At 41.4% G+C, this 17,851-nt stretch carries 15 protein-coding genes; 2 read left to right on the top strand and 13 right to left on the bottom strand.

The features are described from left to right. Positions 1 to 11: 11 nt before the first annotated feature. From AB685_RS00200 to hflX, 5 genes are all read right to left on the bottom strand, one after another. Positions 12 to 413 carry a hypothetical protein gene (locus tag AB685_RS00200; protein ID WP_047968560.1) on the bottom strand — a complete coding sequence of 134 codons (402 nt, stop codon included), beginning with the start codon at positions 411 to 413 and terminating at the stop codon, positions 12 to 14. A 153-nt stretch (positions 414 to 566) separates the two neighbouring features. After that, positions 567 to 1,901, bottom strand: coding sequence for a type I glutamate--ammonia ligase (gene glnA / locus AB685_RS00195; protein WP_047968559.1), 1,335 nt, complete (start codon positions 1,899 to 1,901; stop codon positions 567 to 569). 69 nt (positions 1,902 to 1,970) lie between these two features. Beyond that, positions 1,971 to 2,372, bottom strand: a complete 402-nt coding sequence (locus tag AB685_RS00190; protein ID WP_047968558.1) for a MerR family transcriptional regulator — start codon at positions 2,370 to 2,372, stop codon at positions 1,971 to 1,973. Positions 2,373 to 2,728: 356 nt separating this feature from the next. Then, positions 2,729 to 3,997, bottom strand: coding sequence for a methionine gamma-lyase family protein (locus AB685_RS00185; protein ID WP_047968557.1), 1,269 nt, complete (start codon positions 3,995 to 3,997; stop codon positions 2,729 to 2,731). A gap of 12 nt (positions 3,998 to 4,009) precedes the next feature. Beyond that, positions 4,010 to 5,278: a GTPase HflX gene (gene hflX, locus AB685_RS00180; protein WP_047968556.1), complete on the bottom strand. Its 1,269-nt coding sequence runs from the start codon at positions 5,276 to 5,278 to the stop codon at positions 4,010 to 4,012. 193 nt (positions 5,279 to 5,471) lie between these two features. Between hflX and AB685_RS00175 the strand changes: the two genes are divergently transcribed. Continuing rightward, the gene (locus AB685_RS00175) at positions 5,472 to 6,080 is read left to right on the top strand and encodes a trimeric intracellular cation channel family protein (protein ID WP_047968555.1); all 609 of its coding nucleotides are present in this window, start codon (positions 5,472 to 5,474) and stop codon (positions 6,078 to 6,080) included. On the opposite strand, the gene AB685_RS00170 is transcribed toward AB685_RS00175, so the two are convergent. Both AB685_RS00170 and AB685_RS00165 read right to left on the bottom strand, forming a co-directional pair. Then, entirely contained in the window at positions 6,077 to 6,607 is a 531-nt protein-coding gene (locus AB685_RS00170; protein WP_047968554.1) for a hypothetical protein, read from the bottom strand. The genes AB685_RS00175 and AB685_RS00170 overlap by 4 nt on opposite strands. Positions 6,608 to 6,621: 14 nt before the next feature. Then, the gene (locus AB685_RS00165; RefSeq protein ID WP_157860680.1) at positions 6,622 to 7,695 is read right to left on the bottom strand and encodes a glycosyltransferase; all 1,074 of its coding nucleotides are present in this window, start codon (positions 7,693 to 7,695) and stop codon (positions 6,622 to 6,624) included. A gap of 140 nt (positions 7,696 to 7,835) precedes the next feature. Between AB685_RS00165 and crtI the strand changes: the two genes are divergently transcribed. After that, positions 7,836 to 9,341 carry a phytoene desaturase family protein gene (crtI, locus tag AB685_RS00160; protein ID WP_047968552.1) on the top strand — a complete coding sequence of 502 codons (1,506 nt, stop codon included), beginning with the start codon at positions 7,836 to 7,838 and terminating at the stop codon, positions 9,339 to 9,341. A gap of 43 nt (positions 9,342 to 9,384) precedes the next feature. Here the strand turns inward: crtI and spoVK are convergent, their stop codons facing one another. From spoVK to cotE, 6 genes are all read right to left on the bottom strand, one after another. Next, on the bottom strand, positions 9,385 to 10,320 hold the full coding sequence (gene spoVK, locus AB685_RS00155) for a stage V sporulation protein K (protein ID WP_047968551.1): 936 nt from the start codon (positions 10,318 to 10,320) through the stop codon (positions 9,385 to 9,387). 303 nt (positions 10,321 to 10,623) lie between these two features. After that, on the bottom strand, positions 10,624 to 10,851 hold the full coding sequence (gene hfq, locus AB685_RS00150) for an RNA chaperone Hfq (protein WP_047968550.1): 228 nt from the start codon (positions 10,849 to 10,851) through the stop codon (positions 10,624 to 10,626). A gap of 30 nt (positions 10,852 to 10,881) precedes the next feature. Then, positions 10,882 to 11,832, bottom strand: coding sequence for a tRNA (adenosine(37)-N6)-dimethylallyltransferase MiaA (gene miaA, locus AB685_RS00145; RefSeq protein WP_047968549.1), 951 nt, complete (start codon positions 11,830 to 11,832; stop codon positions 10,882 to 10,884). 94 nt (positions 11,833 to 11,926) lie between these two features. After that, positions 11,927 to 13,831, bottom strand: coding sequence for a DNA mismatch repair endonuclease MutL (gene mutL, locus AB685_RS00140; protein ID WP_047968548.1), 1,905 nt, complete (start codon positions 13,829 to 13,831; stop codon positions 11,927 to 11,929). An 18-nt stretch (positions 13,832 to 13,849) separates the two neighbouring features. Beyond that, positions 13,850 to 16,462: a DNA mismatch repair protein MutS gene (gene mutS / locus AB685_RS00135; protein WP_047968547.1), complete on the bottom strand. Its 2,613-nt coding sequence runs from the start codon at positions 16,460 to 16,462 to the stop codon at positions 13,850 to 13,852. 592 nt (positions 16,463 to 17,054) lie between these two features. Beyond that, a complete protein-coding gene (gene cotE / locus AB685_RS00130; RefSeq protein WP_047968546.1) occupies positions 17,055 to 17,594 on the bottom strand; it encodes an outer spore coat protein CotE in 540 nt (179 codons plus the stop codon). Positions 17,595 to 17,851 lie beyond the last annotated feature (257 nt).

The raw sequence follows: 17,851 nt of genomic DNA, 5'->3' as shown, positions 1-17,851 counted from the left end.
CCCTTCTTCATTTATTTTGGCGTTAGCGGCTTCACCGATATCGCCAATGATGAATTGGTAACCAAACAACCCTCCAGGTCCTCTTCTTTAATAAGATTCAGTTGAATGGCAGCTTTGATTTTTGAATCATCAGGCTTCTTGACTGTCTTTATCAGATCGTTCATACTTAGTGCTTCAAGCTTTTGGACTGTCTCATCGGAGTATTTTTCCGATTTCCTGACCTGCCTTTGAAGCTTGTATCCTCCCATGACCACCTCCGCTTTTTCATCTTCACCAAAACTTTTATCAAAATAAAGATGAAACCGCTCCTTCAGTTCCTCCATTTGCTTTTCCAATTCTCTTTTCTGTTTATTGCATTCATAATACCGTTCAATCATTTCAGCCGTTACAGTAGGATGATTAACTCTTGCCATATAGCCACTCCCTTGTACACTTACTACTAAAGCTTATTTGTTTAAAGAGGATATTATGACAGTACAGGAACCATTAAGGAGGAAAGGTTCATAATTTTTAACAGCAAAAAACCCCTTGGCACTGAATGTACCAAAGGGTTTTTGAATTATTAATTAGTATTGAGTCAAATACTGATCTCTCTCCCATGGGTGAACCTGGGTGCGGAACATATCCCACTCGATTTCTTTTGCTTCGATGAAGTGCTCAAGTAAATGCTCACCTAGAGCAGCTTGGATTACTTCATTGGATTTTAATTCTTCAAGTGCAGCATAAAGTGTAGCTGGAAGATCTGCGATACCAGCAGCTACGCGTTCTTCTTTGTTCATCACATAGATGTTGCGGTCAATTGGCTTTGGTGCTTCCAATTTGTTCTTGATTCCGTCAAGTCCAGCTTGCAGTAATACAGCCATTGCAAGGTATGGGTTAGCTGCAGGGTCTACACTACGGACCTCTACACGAGTGGAGATTCCACGAGAAGCAGGGATACGGATCAATGGGCTACGGTTACGAGCGGACCAAGCAACATAACAAGGTGCTTCGTATCCAGGTACAAGGCGCTTATAAGAGTTTACAGTAGGGTTTGTTACTGCTGTGAACGCTGTAGCGTGCTTGATGATACCTGCGATGAAGTGTCTTGCATTGTCACTCAATTCCAAGTCGCCATTTGCATCGTAGAACGCGTTTTCGCCATTTTGGAATAAGGAAAGGTTACAGTGCATACCGGACCCATTAACTCCGAACAATGGTTTTGGCATGAATGTTGCGTGTAATCCGTGCTTACGAGCGATTGTTTTTACAACAAGTTTGAATGTTTGAATGTCATCACAAGCTGTGATTGCATTCGCATATTTGAAATCAATTTCATGTTGTCCTGGAGCTACTTCATGGTGGGAAGCTTCAATTTCAAAGCCCATTTCTTCCAGCTCAAGAACGATATCACGACGGCAGTTTTCACCAAGATCCGTTGGAGCAAGGTCGAAATATCCACCTTTATCGTTAAGTTCTAATGTAGGCTCGCCTTTTGCATCTAATTTGAAAAGGAAGAACTCTGGCTCAGGTCCAACATTGAAATCAGAGAATCCTAGGTCTTCCATCTCTTTTAACATACGTTTTAAATTAGCGCGCGGATCTCCATCAAATGGAGTTCCATCCGGATTGTAAATGTCGCAAATGAAGCGGGCAACTTTGCCTTTTTCAGACGTCCAAGGGAAAACTACAAATGTATCCAGGTCCGGATATAAGTTCATATCTGATTCTTCAATACGTACAAAACCTTCAATGGAAGATCCGTCAAACATCATTTTGTTATCAAGCGCTTTTTCCAATTGACTTACAGGAATCTCCACATTTTTGATTGTTCCCAAAATATCCGTAAATTGAAGACGGATGTATTTCACATTTTCCTCTTGCACGATACGTTTAATATCCTCATGTGTGTACTTAGCCATAAATCAGTTCCTCCTCTAAATTTTCACTATATTAGTTTTAATAAAAACTTACAAAAAAACTCAAAATAATTAATGGAAGAATCGGGACATGTCTCCTTGACGAAGACTAGTTCGATTATATCTTCCCGCCTGTATCATTTCCGCACGCAACAGTTTGCGTAGCTGATCATCTGACAGTTCTGGTTTGGCAGCCTCTTTTGCCACTTCCTGTAAAGGGGCGTCCTGTTGATGTTTAACTGCCATCAGCTTTTTAATACCAGCTATATTGACTTTCTGTTCAATGAGGTTTTTTATCTCCAATAAGGTATCTACATCATTGAATGAAAATAGTCGGCGATTGCCTTCTGATCGTGCCGGAAACACAAGCTCATTTTCTTCATAATACCGGATTTGTCGAGCTGACAATTCCGTTAGTTGCATGACAATCCCTATTGGAAATAATGGCATCGAACGTCTGATATTGTCACTCACTACAAATCCTCCTTTCATCATTTCCTATGAAGTTAACCTTATTTTATGCGATGTTAGATAATCTGTCAAGAATATGTTAGGTTTTCTAACATCAAATTTTAAAAATTAACGAATAAGTTCGGAAAGTGAAAGGAATAGCCCTATAAAACAGAATATGTATATTGATTGAACCTGTCCCCTTTTATCTATAACCCTTATTCCAACATAGAAAACATATTTTCTACTAGTTTTTCTATCGGAATACAAAAAGGCTGTAGCAACAATCTTTGAGAAAAGAGCCTACAAAAAAGAGCCTGCCTATTTGCAGACTCTTATCTTTTTACATGTGAGAGCAGAAGAAACCTACTCTTTAGATTTTAAATCTCAAGCAAACCTTTACTTAAAAGATGATCAATTGCACTACATACTGCTATCTTGACGTGGGAATATGTTAATCCACCTTGTACATATGCTACGTAAGGCGCTCTTATCGGACCATCAGCAGTCAATTCAATGCTTGCACCTTGGATAAAGGTTCCCGCAGCCATGATTACATCATCTTCATATCCCGGCATATAGTTGGCGTATGGGGTGACGTGGGAATTGACAGGGGAAGCATATTGAATCGCCTGGCAGAAGGCGATCATCTTGTCTTGATCATCGAATTGTACGGACTGGATTAGATCTGTCCTGTATGAATCCCAGCTTGGAGTAGTATTCATGCCAAGCTCCTCCAGTAGTGCAGCAGTGAACATAGCACCTTTCAACGCCTGGCCAACCACATGGGGAGCAAGAAAGTATCCTTGATACATCTCCTGCAGGCTGTACAGGGAAGCACCGGCTTCCGCACCGATTCCAGGTGAGGTCATCCGATAGGAACAGGCTTCCACTAACTCTTTCTTCCCAACAATATATCCTCCGGTCTTCGCTAGCCCTCCACCAGGGTTTTTGATTAGAGACCCCGCTATCAAGTCCGCGCCTACATGACATGGTTCGTTCAGTTCTACAAATTCCCCGTAACAGTTATCTACAAATACAACAACATCAGGCTTTATTTCTTTCACAAAGCGAATCATTTCCTTAATTTCTTCAATTGTAAAGGAAGGACGGTTGGCATAGCCCTTCGAACGCTGTATCCCGATCATTTTTGTGGAAGAGGTAATGGCGTTACTGACAGCCTCCCAATCTATTCCGCGGTTATTCTTCAAATCGATTGTCTGATAGCCGATATTATACTCTTTTAAAGAGCCTACTCCACTACCCCGGATCCCAACAATCTCTTCAAGAGTATCATAAGGCTTGCCTGTGATATAAAGCAGTTCGTCTCCAGGTCTTAACACCCCGAACAAAGCAATGGAAATGGCGTGCGTCCCAGAAATGATCTGGGGGCGCACTAGCCCTGCTTCACCTCCGAAAACTTCGGCATATATCTTCTCTAAAGTGTCCCGGCCATTGTCATCGTAACCGTACCCGGTTGACGGAATAAAGTGTGAATCACTGACACGATTCTCTTGAAAGCTTTTTAATACGCGGAATTGATTCGTTTCCACATTTGCATCCACTTGGTGAAAGCTTTCTTGTAGCTTGTCTTCTATTTTACGCACAATCGGTTCAATAGCTTCCCCATGCTGTAATAATTGAAACATTTATAATCTCCTCTATTTCTGCATTCTTTGCTGGATAACGGATGCCAATTTTGAGTTATCAAAATAATATCCTTTTACCACATAGTTTTCTTCTCTTTCTGTGAAATCTATCTTAGTCAAAACTGTTTCCTGCTTTAACTGTGCGATCATTTTTCCTTCAGAAGATGGAATGACTATATGGTACGGTTCCATCTGTTTCTTGATCAGAGACTCTATTTTTCCTGTCAATTGGTTAATGTCTGCCTTATTTAAAGCACTGATATGCAGCATCTCTTCATTATAAGCCGGTGTAAATCCTTCGGTCGTCTGATCCTTTTTATTATAGATGGTCAATACCGGAACTCCCTCTACCCCGAGCTCTTTCAATAGTTTATCAACTGTCTTTTCATGATTGACGTGGTCAGGACTTGAGCTGTCCACTACATGTAAAATCAAATCAGCTTCTGTCACTTCCTCCAGCGTCGAACGGAATGCCGCAACTAGTGAGGTCGGCAAGTCTTGAATAAATCCAACCGTATCTGTCAGAAGTGCGTGAAAGCCAGACGGGAGCATGACTTTTCTTGTTGTCGGGTCGAGCGTTGCGAACAAGAGGTTTTCCTCAAAAGCCTCAGCTTCTGTCAAGCGGTTGAAAATAGTTGATTTTCCTGCATTTGTATATCCGACCAACGAGAGCTGAAATGCCTGGTTCCGCTTTCTTCGCTCACGATATCGTTCTCGGTGACTGACAATGGAGGATAGTTGTGTTTTAATATCCACAATTCTTCTATTGATATGTCTACGGTCCGACTCCAATTTCGTTTCCCCGGGGCCTCTTGTTCCAATCCCTCCTCCGAGTCGCGAAAGTTCCACACCTTTCCCGCCAAGTCGAGGCAGAAGGTATTGAAGCTGCGCCAACTCCACCTGAAGTTTACCTTCCTTCGATTTCGCACGCTGGGCAAAAATATCCAAAATAAGCTGAGTGCGATCAATAATTCTGGCATTCAGCACTTTGGATAGATTCCTATTCTGACTTGGGGCCAATTCTCCATTAAATATGATAATTTCCGGCTCCAACTCTTCTTCCAATTGCACCAGTTCTTCTATTTTTCCTTTTCCTATATATGTAGCAGGATGAACTCTTTCTCTCTTTTGCGTAAGCGTGACAAGCACTTCCCCATTGGCTGTTTTCGTCAGTGACGCCAGTTCATCCATGGAATAGTAGAATGTTTCGTCATCAACTTTAGGCAGCTGACAGCCTACAAGAATAACACGTTCTTTCTCTTTCTTTTGCGTTTCATTCAAATGCGTTACCCCTTTTTCTATATAAAATTAAATTCAGTTGTACAAGTTTCTATAATCATATCAAAATATACGCTTTTTCTCTATTAATTCCTTTAAAACTATTGCATTCCTACTGTTTTCTATATAAAATCAGAAAGGCTTTACCGTTTGATCTTACAACTATTGAATCTTTACTATATAACGGAGTGATAGCATGACTTGGGAAGTTTTCAGCATCATCGGCACTATCGCTTTTGCCATAAGCGGAGCAATCGTTGCCATGGAAGAAGAATACGACATACTAGGTGTATATATATTAGGAATTGTAACAGCCTTCGGCGGAGGTGCTGTGCGCAATCTGTTAATAGGAGTTCCAATTTCCGCACTATGGGAACAAGGCATGCTCTTCCAAGTAGCCCTTGTGGCCATGACTGCGGTTTTTCTTTTCCCAAATAATCTTTTGAAACACTGGAGAAAATGGGGGAACTTTTTTGACGCAATCGGTCTTGCAGCATTTGCTATCCAAGGAGCACTTTATGCTACCAGCATGAGCCATCCGATCAGCGCGGTAGTCGTTGCGGCAGTCCTCACCGGAAGCGGTGGAGGTATTATACGCGACTTACTTGCAGGTAGAAAACCACTTGTACTGAGAGCGGAAATATATGCTGCATGGGCGATCCTCGCAGGTCTTATCATTGGATTCGGGATTGCCAGTTCTCCAATCCAGCTCTACATTTTGTTTGTCGGTATTGTTTCATTACGCGTTTTATCCTACACCTATAAATGGAAATTGCCAAACAGAAATTTGCAAGGTCAAGCTTAAATACCATTTATTTTTACAGAAGAGATCGTTTTGTCTGCAGGAGGTGACACAGCCTCCTGTTTTTGTTTGCTTAATACTTTTAAAAGTCGATGCCTGTTATACCTTTGCAGCAAAGCGAATGGGAGATTTGCCGCAATTCCATAGAACACCATAATCAAACCTACATGTGGAGGGTTCCAAATAAAGAAAAAAACTCCAGGAAGCATTGCCAGAACGTGTGTCAGTTCCCCTCTTCTCGTCTCGACTACAAAAAGCTTGAGATATTCTTTGCTCTTACTCTCTATTCTTTTTTTTGAAAAACCCCCTCTAAATAACGCTCCGGCCTCCGGTAGACGGTCCTTCCATTTTTTTATCCCTAGAAAGATGTAAAAACTTTTTTCCCCTCTTTTCTCAGAAAACCAACGACTTTCTTTAGAAAGCCATCCTCTGGGGATTTTGAGTGCTAGATAGGCTGCCCCCAGCTGAATGATTCCCCATGCTAAGATATTCACTATTGTTCCTGGAATGGGTTGTAGTTCTATCCACATTCACTTGCACTCTCCTATAAATCGATTTTCCTTCCTTTCCATGAAATGTTTCTTTTAAAAAATGTCTGAAAGCAGGAGTATCCAAAAAGCACAATGAAAAAGAGTAGGTGTACAGGAAATAAGAATGCTGAACCCCAACTGAAAGATCCAGCTATCCCCAGCGTTCTTTTAATATGCAAGGCAATCAAAAGATAGACAGCAACCCAAACCTCTATCTGTACATGTTGAAAATTTGTAAGAAATGTAATTAATCCGCCTATCCAAAAGGAAACCAGAATAATATACACTCTACTGGTTTTCGCGGCCCCTGTAGCAAAACTTTTACTCCAGCCTCTCCATAAAGATGGGAAACCCTCCGGATACATTCTCATCTGAATCGCTCCAAATCCGGTGAAACAGCGAACCTTCCCACCATGGTTCTGAACGATAAAACCAAACGCCATATTTTCCATTAACTCCCCTTGGATTGCCTCATGTCCACCGTACTTAAAATAATCCTGCCGATGAATAAGAAGGCACTGGCCGAATGCACCTTTTACCGACGTCCACTTTTGCAAAATATGAAAAGATCCAAGTGATCCCATAATGACTAGATGAAAGAAGGAAGATAAACTTTCGTATTTTTCCTTCATCCTGTGATAGGGCTGAACTGAAATCACCTCCCCTTTTCCCCTGTATGCAGCCAGCATGTTTTCAAGACCATTTTCCATTACAATCGTGTCCGCATCCAAAAACAACAGAATATTTCCAGTCGCCTTCAGAGCACCATTCCAGCAACCAAACGACTTACCGAACCACCCCACTGGAAGCGCTTCCAATTTAATCACACTAGCACCAAGGGACCTCGCCACCCGCACAGTATCATCCGTTGAATGGTCATCCACCACTATTATCTCTTTCACCTTTCCTCGATATGCCTGTAGTGATTTTAACAACGCAGGGAGATTTCCTTCTTCATTTCTAGCAGGTATGATAACGGAAACCTTCTTAAGCAATTCCATCCGCCCTTTATGTATTGGGAAGGTTGGGATATGAAAAAATAACAACCTCCCAAGCACTAATGTCATTAAAACAACCAATACTATCATCACAAACTCCTCCATTTATATCAGTCTGGTTATGAAAATAGGAAATAAGGGCAAAATGGAAAGTTGAAAAGACAAATTACACAGCATACATATTAGACATTCTAGTCAAACTTGCTTGTTTTCATAAGGAGGAAAAAAGAATGAAAAAGAAAGTAATAGTAATCGGTGGCGGACTCGGCGGCTTATCCGCCGCTATCCGACTCTCTGCTGACGGGTATGAGGTAAAAGTGATTGAAAAAGGCGAACGCCTTGGTGGAAAATTGAACATCCGTTCAGGCAAAGGATTCACTTTTGATACCGGCCCATCCATCTTGACCATGCCTTGGGTGCTAGAGCAACTTTTTACGAGCGCAAACCGAAATTTGCATGATTACATTACAATTGAAAGAGTAGAACCGCAATGGAGAACTTTCTTTGAGGACGGCACAAAAATTGACGTTACCAGTGACCTTCCTAGAATGTTGGAACAGATCAGGGAACATTCCAACAGAGATGCAAACGGCTTTTTCGAGTACTTGAACTACTGCAGCAAAATGTATGAATACAGTTTAAAAAGCTTTTACAAGAAAAGCCTTTCTGGATTAGCAGAACTTCGTGCCTTACATAATCTGAAGGAGCTTATCGGGATGGACCCTATGAAATCCATGGATCAGATAACAAAAAAATACTTTGAAGATAAACACCTTCAGCAGTTATTCAATTTCATAATTATGTATATTGGCTCTTCTCCCTACCACGCGCCTGCGGTATTATCACAATTAACGCATGTTCAGCTTGGACTCGGAATTTATTATGTGAAGGGCGGAATGTATAAAATTGCGGAAGCGATGCGTGCCCTTTTGGATGAGATGGGGGTGGAGTATAGCCTTAATGCATCTGTGCGAAAAATCCTAACTGACGGAAGAAAAGCGACAGGTGTCCTTCTGGAGAATGGAGACGAATTCCGTGCTGATCTAATCGTGTCCAACCTTGAAGCAATACCTACCTATAAAACATTGTTGAAAGATATAGCGATGGCGGAACGAGCTGCGGAAGATCTTATGAAGTTCACACCGACAGTTTCCGGCCTTGTTCTCCTACTTGGCGTGAACAGGAAATATAATGAATTGACTCATCATAACTTCTTTTTCTCAAAAGAACCTGAAGTGGAGTTTCATACTATTTTCAACGAAGGAAAACCAGCACATGATCCTACTATTTATATTGGAGTATCATCAAAAACTGATACAACCCAAGCCCCACAAGGAAAAGAGAACTTATTTGTTCTAACTCACGTTCCTCCACTGAAGGAAGGGGAGACATGGGATGAGTATAAGGACATATATCGAGAAAGCGTCCTATCCAAGTTGGAAAGAATGGGACTTGAAGGGTTATCCTCATCCATAGAGTTTGAATATTGCTTTACACCTAACGACTTGAAAGATCTATACGGGGCAAACGGCGGGTCGATTTATGGAGTGGTGACAGACCGCAAAAAGAATGGCGGTTTTAAAATACCCTGCAGAAGTAAACTTCTGGACAATTTATATTTTACCGGAGGTTCCACTCATCCTGGAGGAGGGGTTCCGATGGTCACCCTGTCCGGCCAGCTTACGGCAGATGTCATTAACGAAGATTTGGAACAGATTAATAAGAGTATTGGATAACACACTGAAACAGCAGCCGGACGGCTGCTGTTTTTTGCTTTTGCTACCATTTGAGGAGGAGATCCCTTGCTTCGATTTTCATCAATTCATTTTTATCAAAATTGTCATGCATTAAGAGACGCATCGCTTGAGTCCTGATGGATTTTTCCAGAACATTTCTGATATACCTACCATTGCTGAAAGCGGAAGGCAGTAATACATTTTTCATCTGATTAAGATGTTCACGCATTTTCCACTCCGCTTCTTTACTTAATAGGTATTCGCGGTCTCTAAGCATTCGCTGACATATCTCCATCAATTCTTCTACCGTATAGTCGGGAAAATCAACAATAATCGGAAATCGGGAAATAAGACCAGGGTTCGTTCGTAAAAAATCTTCCATCTCACGCTGATAGCCAGCAAGAATTAAAATAAAATCATGTTGTTTGTCTTCCATATGTTTCACAAGCGTATCAATGGCCTCTTTGCCGAAATCCTTTTCTCCTCCCCTAGCCAAAGAATAGGCTTCATCCACAAACAGGATGCCTCCCAAGGCCTTTTTCACAAGATCTCTGGTTTTCTGGGCTGTATGACCGATATACTCTCCGACAAGATCTGCTCTTTCCGCCTCGATAAGATGACCTTTGGTAAGTACATTCATATCGCAAAACAACTTTCCAATCAACCTTGCAACAGTCGTCTTCCCGGTCCCTGGATTTCCTTTAAACATCATATGAAGCACTTGCCTTTCTGTCTTTAAACCCGCTTCTTCCCGTTTCTTATTCACATAAATCCATGCATAGATTTCCTTGACCACTTTTTTCATTTCCTGAAGTCCGACCAACTCCCCTAATTCCCGCTCTATTTCTTGTAAAATCGCATGGTTGGTGGGGGGAAGGGGTTCCTCCAGCGTATGAACGTGGGTGACTCTTAACGGCTTTTTTTGCCCATTTAAAACAATGTTTATTTTCCCATTATGATTTGTCATGGGTTGATCCAAGAGCGTCCACCTCATTTCCGTACCAAAATCCGACATATCCCATGTTGTTCAGACAGAACTAATCAATATTAAACCTTTGATTCGATATCCTTCTACAAACTTCATATATTTTCAACAAACTATTGACAAACTTGTCATATTATGCGCTTTCCCGAGAAATAATTCATAAATCAGTTGCTTGCTATTATTTCTCCAATAAAAACAAATGGAGAGAATTTCTCCATTTATTTATTAAATATATGATGAATAGATAGCTATATGTTTATTTTTATACAAAAATAAAAAACCAGCATTTCGCTGGTTTTATGCTTCCGTCTCAATTTGTACATTCTTTGATGGAGAAAAGGTAGAAATGGCGTGTTTATAAATCAACTGCTGTTTCCCTTCTGTTTCCAGGAGCACAGTGAAATTATCAAACCCTTTAATCAATCCGCGAAGTTGAAACCCATTCAACAAGAAAACCGTTACACTTGTTCCATCTTTTCTTAATTGGTTAAGAACCTGATCTTGGATATTAATCGTTTGCTTCATCTTTTCGTCCTCCTCTTATCTCTATCTTCCTTACTTATTCGCTTCAAGTTGAAGCTTTCCTGCAATAAACGTAAAAATTTGTGATAACTTTTGCTCATAATCACCATCCGTCATATCAAACCACTTAACATCCATTTTGTTGCGAAACCAAGTGAGTTGCCGTTTAGCATATCTTCTGGAATTCTGCTTCAAGTCATCAATTGCCTGTTCTTTCGATACTTTCCCATCAATGAATGCATACAATTCCTTATAACCGATAGCTTGGATGGACTGACAATCACGTACGCCCTTATCATAAAGGCTTTGCACTTCTTCGAACAAACCTTCCTCCACCATCATGTCTACTCTGAGATTAATCCGATCATACAACACTTCCCGTTCCATCGTAAGTCCAATAAGTGCAACATCATATAAAGGCTCAGGCTGCTGTGTTTCTTGATACTCCGACATGGTCTTCCCTGTGGTATGGAAGATTTCCAACGCGCGAATGACCCTTCTCACATTATTGGGGTGGATGTTCGCTGCACTTTTCGGGTCGATTTCTGAGAGCTCGGCATGAAGCTTTTCAAAACCTATCTCTCCACTTCTCTTCTCCAGACCTCTGCGTACTTTTTCGTCTTTTCCACTATCAGAAAATTGATAGTCAAACAAAACGGATTGGACGTAAAGGCCCGTTCCTCCAACAATAATGGGAATGTAACCCCTTGAGGCAATCTTATCGATCCGCCTTCGGACATCTTGTTGGAATTCAACTACTGAATAGGCATCGGTTGGTTCCTTGATATCTATCAAGTAGTGAGGAATCCCTTGCATTTCCCCCTGTTTCACCTTAGCAGTACCAATGTCCATTCCCTTGTATATCTGCATGGAATCACCACTGATAATTTCTCCGTTTAATGCCTTAGCCAATTCCACACTCGTTTTGGTCTTACCGACTGCTGTCGGTCCGATGATCACGATAACTTTCTGCTTCTCTCCCACCGCTCACTCACTCTCTCAATTAATCTTTATCACAAGATATCATTATACCCATTTCCATTCGAGCTCAATCTTTTTAATAAAAAATTTCTTATTTCTACATGACTCGTTTAAACATTTTTTCCAGCTCATAGGAAGAAAAATGTATCAGAATCGGTCTTCCATGCGGGCATGTAAATGGATTTTCAGCCTCTCTCAGCGTGTTTAATAGAGCGGAAATCTCATCTTGTCTAAGATGATGATTAGCCTTAATGGCTGCCTTACAACTCATCATGATAGCCGCCTCTTCTCTTAAGTCAGAGAGGTTAATTCTTCTTTTTTCTATTACAAAATTTATCACTTCATCTATCGTTTCTCTCTCTTCCCCTTTTGGAAACCAGACCGGATGGGCTTTCACGATGAATGTTTGATGACCAAAAGGCTCCAGCATGATGCCTACTTCCTCAAAAATTTCAGCGTTTTCTTCGAGAAACAGATATTCCTCCAACGAACATTCGATGGTCAAAGGAACAAGGAGTTCCTGGAGATTTCTTTCCTCTCTACCAAGCTTTTGATAGAAATACTCGTAATTAATGCGCTCTTGGGCGGCGTGCTGGTCAATAAGATACAAACCATTCTCGTTCTGTGCAATAATATAGGTGCCATGCATCTGACCAATCGGATAAAGGGTAGGGATACGGAATTTCTTATCCTTTTCACTTGGCACTTCTGTATCTAGGAAGTGTTCATCTTCCTCAATTGGAGCATTTATAGGGACCGTTTCTTCGAACTTATCTTTTTGATGTGGGTGACCGACTGTCTCTTCTTTTGGATATTGATTCAACTCTTTTGAAGGTTCATGCAATATCGAAGAACTCTCATCTGAATCTTTCTGGTCGAATAGATTAGACACATCATTTTTTTCTAAAATTTGTCGTTCGTCTGGAAAGCCATGTTCTAATGTAAAGGTTTGTTGAGTGGGCTTTGATTCCACTGTATAGCTTGTCTGCTTTCTTGGTACATTCGACGGAATCAGCTGTTTATGCTGAAATTCTCCTTTAACACCATCAGCAATCAGCTTATAAAGTTCATCTTCCTTACTAAGCCTTACTTCTAATTTGGCAGGATGTACATTGACATCTACAAGAAGAGGGTCCATGATCACTTCCACGTAGACAATCGGATATCTACCAATCGGCAAAAGTGTGTGATATCCCTCTTGAATCGCTCTCACTATTGTATAGTTCTTAACATACCGCCCGTTAATAATTGTGGAAATATAGCTTTTGGAAGCACGCGTCACTTCCGGCAATGTAATATATCCTTTTACTTCAAAATCCAAAGATGTAAAGTGGATGGGAACCATTTTCTTGGCGATATTCATTCCATATATCGCCGCGAGCACATGCAAGCTATCACCGCTTCCATTTGTAGCGAGCATTCTTTTTCCATTATGGCTAAGGCGGAAGGAAATAGAAGGATTCGCCAAAGCAAGGCGATTAACCATATCAGATATGTTTCCAAGTTCCGTGTGGATTGTTTTCATATATTTTAATCGTGCAGGAGTGTTAAAAAATAAGTGCTGAACAACGATATCCGTTCCTTTTCGGCTGCTTGCCAGCTCCTGCGTTTCCAGCACTCCGCCTTTGAAACTCAGATGTGTACCTGGACCTTCCCCTGTTCCCGTCCTGATGTCAAAAAGGGAGACAGAAGCGATACTCGGTAGCGCCTCTCCTCTGAATCCAAGAGTTCTGATACGAAACAAGTCATTTTCATTTTTTATTTTACTTGTAGCATGACGTTGGAACGCCTTCAGGCAATCGTCATGTTCTATTCCGTCTCCATTGTCCAGCACCCGGATTTTTGAAAGACCCGCTTCCTCAAGCTCAATCTCAATGATGGTGGAATTCGCATCAATGGCATTTTCCACAAGCTCTTTCACAACGGACGCCGGTCGTTCCACCACTTCCCCTGCCGCAATTTTATTCGCTAAACTCTCATCGAGCTGGACAATCTTTCCCATTCTATTTCCTCCTTCCTTTTATAATTTTCCTTTTAAGAGCTTTTGAATTTCATAAAGCTTATTTAACGCTTCTAACGGAGTCGTATCAAGCAACTCCATCTTTCTGAGCTTGTCCATTGCAATCTTTTCACTCTTTGACAGCTTTTCCAGCTGCTTTTTGTCTTCCTTTACTTCAAAGAAAGAAAGCTGTGTTAGTGGATCTTCCTTCACAGAACTGGTCTCTTTTGTTGCAGCAACTTCCGTGCGTTCATTTTTAGGCTGACTTTCCAGCTTTTCTAGAATGGTTTGGGCTCTTTGAATTAACTCTTTCGGTAGTTCTGCCAACTCTGCTACATGAATTCCATAACTTTTATCTGCAGGCCCTTCCTTCATTTTGTGAAGAAATACCACTTTCCCGTTTTGCTCCACGACACTTACATGGATATTTTTCAGCTTATCGAGATCCTGGTCCAAGGAGGTCAACTCATGGTAGTGGGTGGAAAACAATGTCTTCGCACCGATTTTCTCATGAATATACTCGATTAGTGCTTGAGCGAGAGCCATTCCATCATAAGTCGATGTACCCCTGCCTATTTCATCAAAAAGAATCAGACTGTTCTGTGTGGCATAGACAATAGCGTTTCTGGCTTCTAGCATTTCAACCATGAAAGTACTTTGTCCGGAAATCAGGTCATCTGCCGCCCCGATTCTCGTAAAAATCTGATCAAAAATTGGTAAGGACGCTTCTTTCGCAGGAACAAAACAGCCAATCTGCGCAAGTATTGCCGTCAAGGCCACCTGGCGCATGTAGGTGCTTTTACCAGACATGTTCGGACCTGTGATAAGCAGCATTTCATTCTCCTTATCCATCCAAGTGTCATTCGGAACGTATTCATTGGCATCCATCACTTTCTCTACTACAGGATGACGACCTTCCGTAATATAGACTTTTCTTTCATCATTAAAGACAGGTCTTGTGTAGTACCGTTCCTCACTTATGGTGGCAAAACATTGCAGGACATCGATTTCACTGACCGCTTTTGCCAGTTTCTGTAGTCTAGGAATAAAGGCTTTCACTTCTTCTCGCAGCTTGAGGAAGAGCTCATATTCGAGTGTAATGATCTTTTCTTCCGCTTCTAGGATTAACGTTTCTTTTTCCTTGAGTTCTTCCGTAATATAACGTTCCGCATTGGCAAGTGTCTGCTTTCTCTCATACCTGCCCTCCGGAAGTGAAGCTATGTTCGCTTTTGTTATTTCAATATAATAACCAAATATACGATTATAGCCAATTTTCAATGAACGTATCCCTGTCAGGTCCCGTTCTCTTTTCTCCAATTCAGCTATCCAGGTCTTCCCGTTCCTTCTTGCATCCCTGTATTTATCAAGTTCTTCATGGAAGCCGTCCTTCATCATATTCCCCTCTTTGACCGATAAGGAAGGCTGTTCGATTAGACTGTCGTGGAGAAGCGTTGTCAGCTCCTCACATTCATCCATGTTATCCAAGATGGATCTATTTTCTATCGGCAACTTCTCCACCAGCGTTTTCAGATGAGGGATCTGTGAGAGGGATTTGCGTAATTGCACAAGATCTCGTGCATTTACATTACCAAATGCTACTCTCCCGGCAAGTCTTTCCAAGTCATAGACTTCTTTCAACAAATCTCGTATTTCTTGTCTTGTAAAATACTCCTGCATCAGGATTTCTACCATAGTATGGCGTTGCTCGATTTTTGCTGTATTGATTAGCGGCCTGTCTACCCATTGCTTTAACAAACGACCTCCCATTGCCGTTACAGTCTGATCCAACAGCCACAGCAAAGAACCTTTCTTGCCTTTGGAACGGATGGTTTCCGTCAACTCCAAGTTTCGTTTGGAAAAGAGATCTATTTTCATAGATTGATCCAATTCGAAAAATCTTGCTGGTTGGAGATGGTCCAGACTGCGTTTCTGTGTTCTCTTTAGATAATGGAGCAGTCTGCCTACTGTAATCAGCAGCTTTTCTTGTTCCAATTTATCTACGATTTCCGAGAATTCAGCCGGGATATCAATTGCTTCCTCATGGGAACATGTAACAACCATTCTTTCATTAATCATTTGGACAAGGTCTAGTGGAAACTGCTCTGAAACAACCATTTCCTTCGCTCCAATGGAATACACTTCATTTACAAGCTGCTGGATAGGTCCGGTTAGGATGGTCGTATGTAATTCACCTGTGGAAAGGTCTGCGTACGCAAGACCAAAGGTATCGTCTTCAAAATGGGTAACAGAAGTCAAGAAGTTATTCTGTTTATCAGAAAGGCCTTTTGTTTCCATCACTGTTCCTGGTGTAACTAACTGAACCACTTCTCTTTTTACGACCCCTTTTGTATGTTTAGGGTCCTCCACTTGTTCACAAATAGCTACTTTATATCCTTTTTCAATCAGTTGATCTATATAATTAGGAGCCGAATGGTAGGGAACACCACACATTGGGATTCTTTCTTTTCCACCACCGTCCCGGCTTGTTAAGGTAATTTCAAGTACTTGGGATGCATTTGTTGCATCCTCAAAAAACATTTCGTAAAAGTCGCCAAGGCGAAAAAATAAAAAGGCATCTTGATAGTCTGCCTTCACTCGTAAATATTGCTGTATCATCGGCGTATAAGAAGCCATCATAATCCCCCAACTATTGTTTTTTGCTGCTTTATTATATCATATTTTACCGTATTGGGGTGAGTGGTGGTTATTAGGAAATAGAAGTCATACCCTTGCTGAATGTAGATATCAGTTGATTGAAGTGGAAGGCGTGCAGACTCCTGTTGGCCGAAGGGACAAGGGAGACCCAGCAGGCTTCCGAGGCCACTGAAAAAGTACTGAATTTTAGTTCTTGGATATACACCGCTGTTGATTTCCGCAAATAGCTTCGCTTATCCAGAGGGCGACCCTGAGCCTCCTCGGGCTGTGCCCTGCGGGGTCTCAAGATTATCGCTACGCCCCTGCAGGACAAGGAAGGCTACGGCAGCGATACATCGCACGCAGAAAATGCTCGCATTTTCAAGGAATCTACGCTATTTGCTCCAATCCAAAGCTAGAAACCATTAAAAACAATTCGTTTTCATTTTTTCAGTGTTCAGTGCCCCGCAGGCTTGCCGAGGAGGCTACCGGACCGCCCACTGGAAAGCGAAGCACCAGGTAACGGAAATCAACCGCTTTTTATTCTAATCTCACAAAAAAACCAGGAAGCACTATGCTTCCCAGTTTTTTCTTATTCCTCGTATCCGTCGACGATAAAGTCAGGGTTGAGATCTTCAAATTCATCCTCATCTACATCCCAATCAGCATCGTCCGCTAATGTGTCTGGATGAACTTCGACCGTAATTTTAGTTTCACCGATAACTTCAGTCAGGAACTCTCTTTCTACCTGGACATTAATTTTTGCCCCAGTATCATCTATACTGGCTTCCAAGCAATTAGGCTGTTGCAGGACGCGAGCAATTACTTCGTGATCATCCCCGATGCTGTTGTCATCTTTATACTTAAGTTTAACAACATCTTTGTAGGAAACCGTTTCTGTTACCACTTCGGTTTTCGTATTTTCGCTGTAAGAGAACCAAACGTTTAGATCATAGCGGCCTTTTACTTCTACCGTTCCATCCACTTTGTTCGCATCATACGTATGGTTAATGACCCAGCATCCTAAAATGCTCGTAGGACGATGCGAGGGACTTATCGTATGTTTGGACTGCGTGAATTTTCTACCCTTGCCGGTTACTGCTCTTGTAATAATTTCTCTGTATTCAGACATGCGAGCATACACCCTCCTCATTACAATCTTCATTTCATCCTATGCGGTTTAAATGACAATTGTGATTTCCTTGAATCTAAAACAGTACAAGATGATTTCTTACACATTAACGTATAGTTCATTGTATGCAAGCTTTTCTAGATATGTGCCTATTTTTTGAAAAAATCAAGTTCGAGCTGTAACGGGCTATTGCAAAAAAACCAGGCAAAAACCGCCTGGTCCTTTTTTAAGCTAAAAATCATTAGTTGTTTGGTTAA

This window comes from Bacillus sp. LL01 (assembly GCF_001037965.1).
The sequence above is the reverse complement of the archived record's forward strand: the minus strand, read 5'-3'. Positions and strand labels throughout refer to the sequence as shown.

Coding starts and splice junctions, on each gene's coding strand:
- AB685_RS00200 (WP_047968560.1), bottom strand. CDS start 413: ATGGCAAGAGTTAATCATCCTACTGTAACGGCTGAAATGATTGAACGG.
- glnA (WP_047968559.1), bottom strand. CDS start 1,901: ATGGCTAAGTACACACATGAGGATATTAAACGTATCGTGCAAGAGGAA.
- AB685_RS00185 (WP_047968557.1), bottom strand. CDS start 3,997: ATGTTTCAATTATTACAGCATGGGGAAGCTATTGAACCGATTGTGCGT.
- AB685_RS00175 (WP_047968555.1), top strand. CDS start 5,472: ATGACTTGGGAAGTTTTCAGCATCATCGGCACTATCGCTTTTGCCATA.
- AB685_RS00170 (WP_047968554.1), bottom strand. CDS start 6,607: ATGTGGATAGAACTACAACCCATTCCAGGAACAATAGTGAATATCTTA.
- AB685_RS00165 (WP_157860680.1), bottom strand. CDS start 7,695: ATGATAGTATTGGTTGTTTTAATGACATTAGTGCTTGGGAGGTTGTTA.
- crtI (WP_047968552.1), top strand. CDS start 7,836: ATGAAAAAGAAAGTAATAGTAATCGGTGGCGGACTCGGCGGCTTATCC.
- hfq (WP_047968550.1), bottom strand. CDS start 10,851: ATGAAGCAAACGATTAATATCCAAGATCAGGTTCTTAACCAATTAAGA.
- mutL (WP_047968548.1), bottom strand. CDS start 13,831: ATGGGAAAGATTGTCCAGCTCGATGAGAGTTTAGCGAATAAAATTGCG.
- mutS (WP_047968547.1), bottom strand. CDS start 16,462: ATGGCTTCTTATACGCCGATGATACAGCAATATTTACGAGTGAAGGCA.
- cotE (WP_047968546.1), bottom strand. CDS start 17,594: ATGTCTGAATACAGAGAAATTATTACAAGAGCAGTAACCGGCAAGGGT.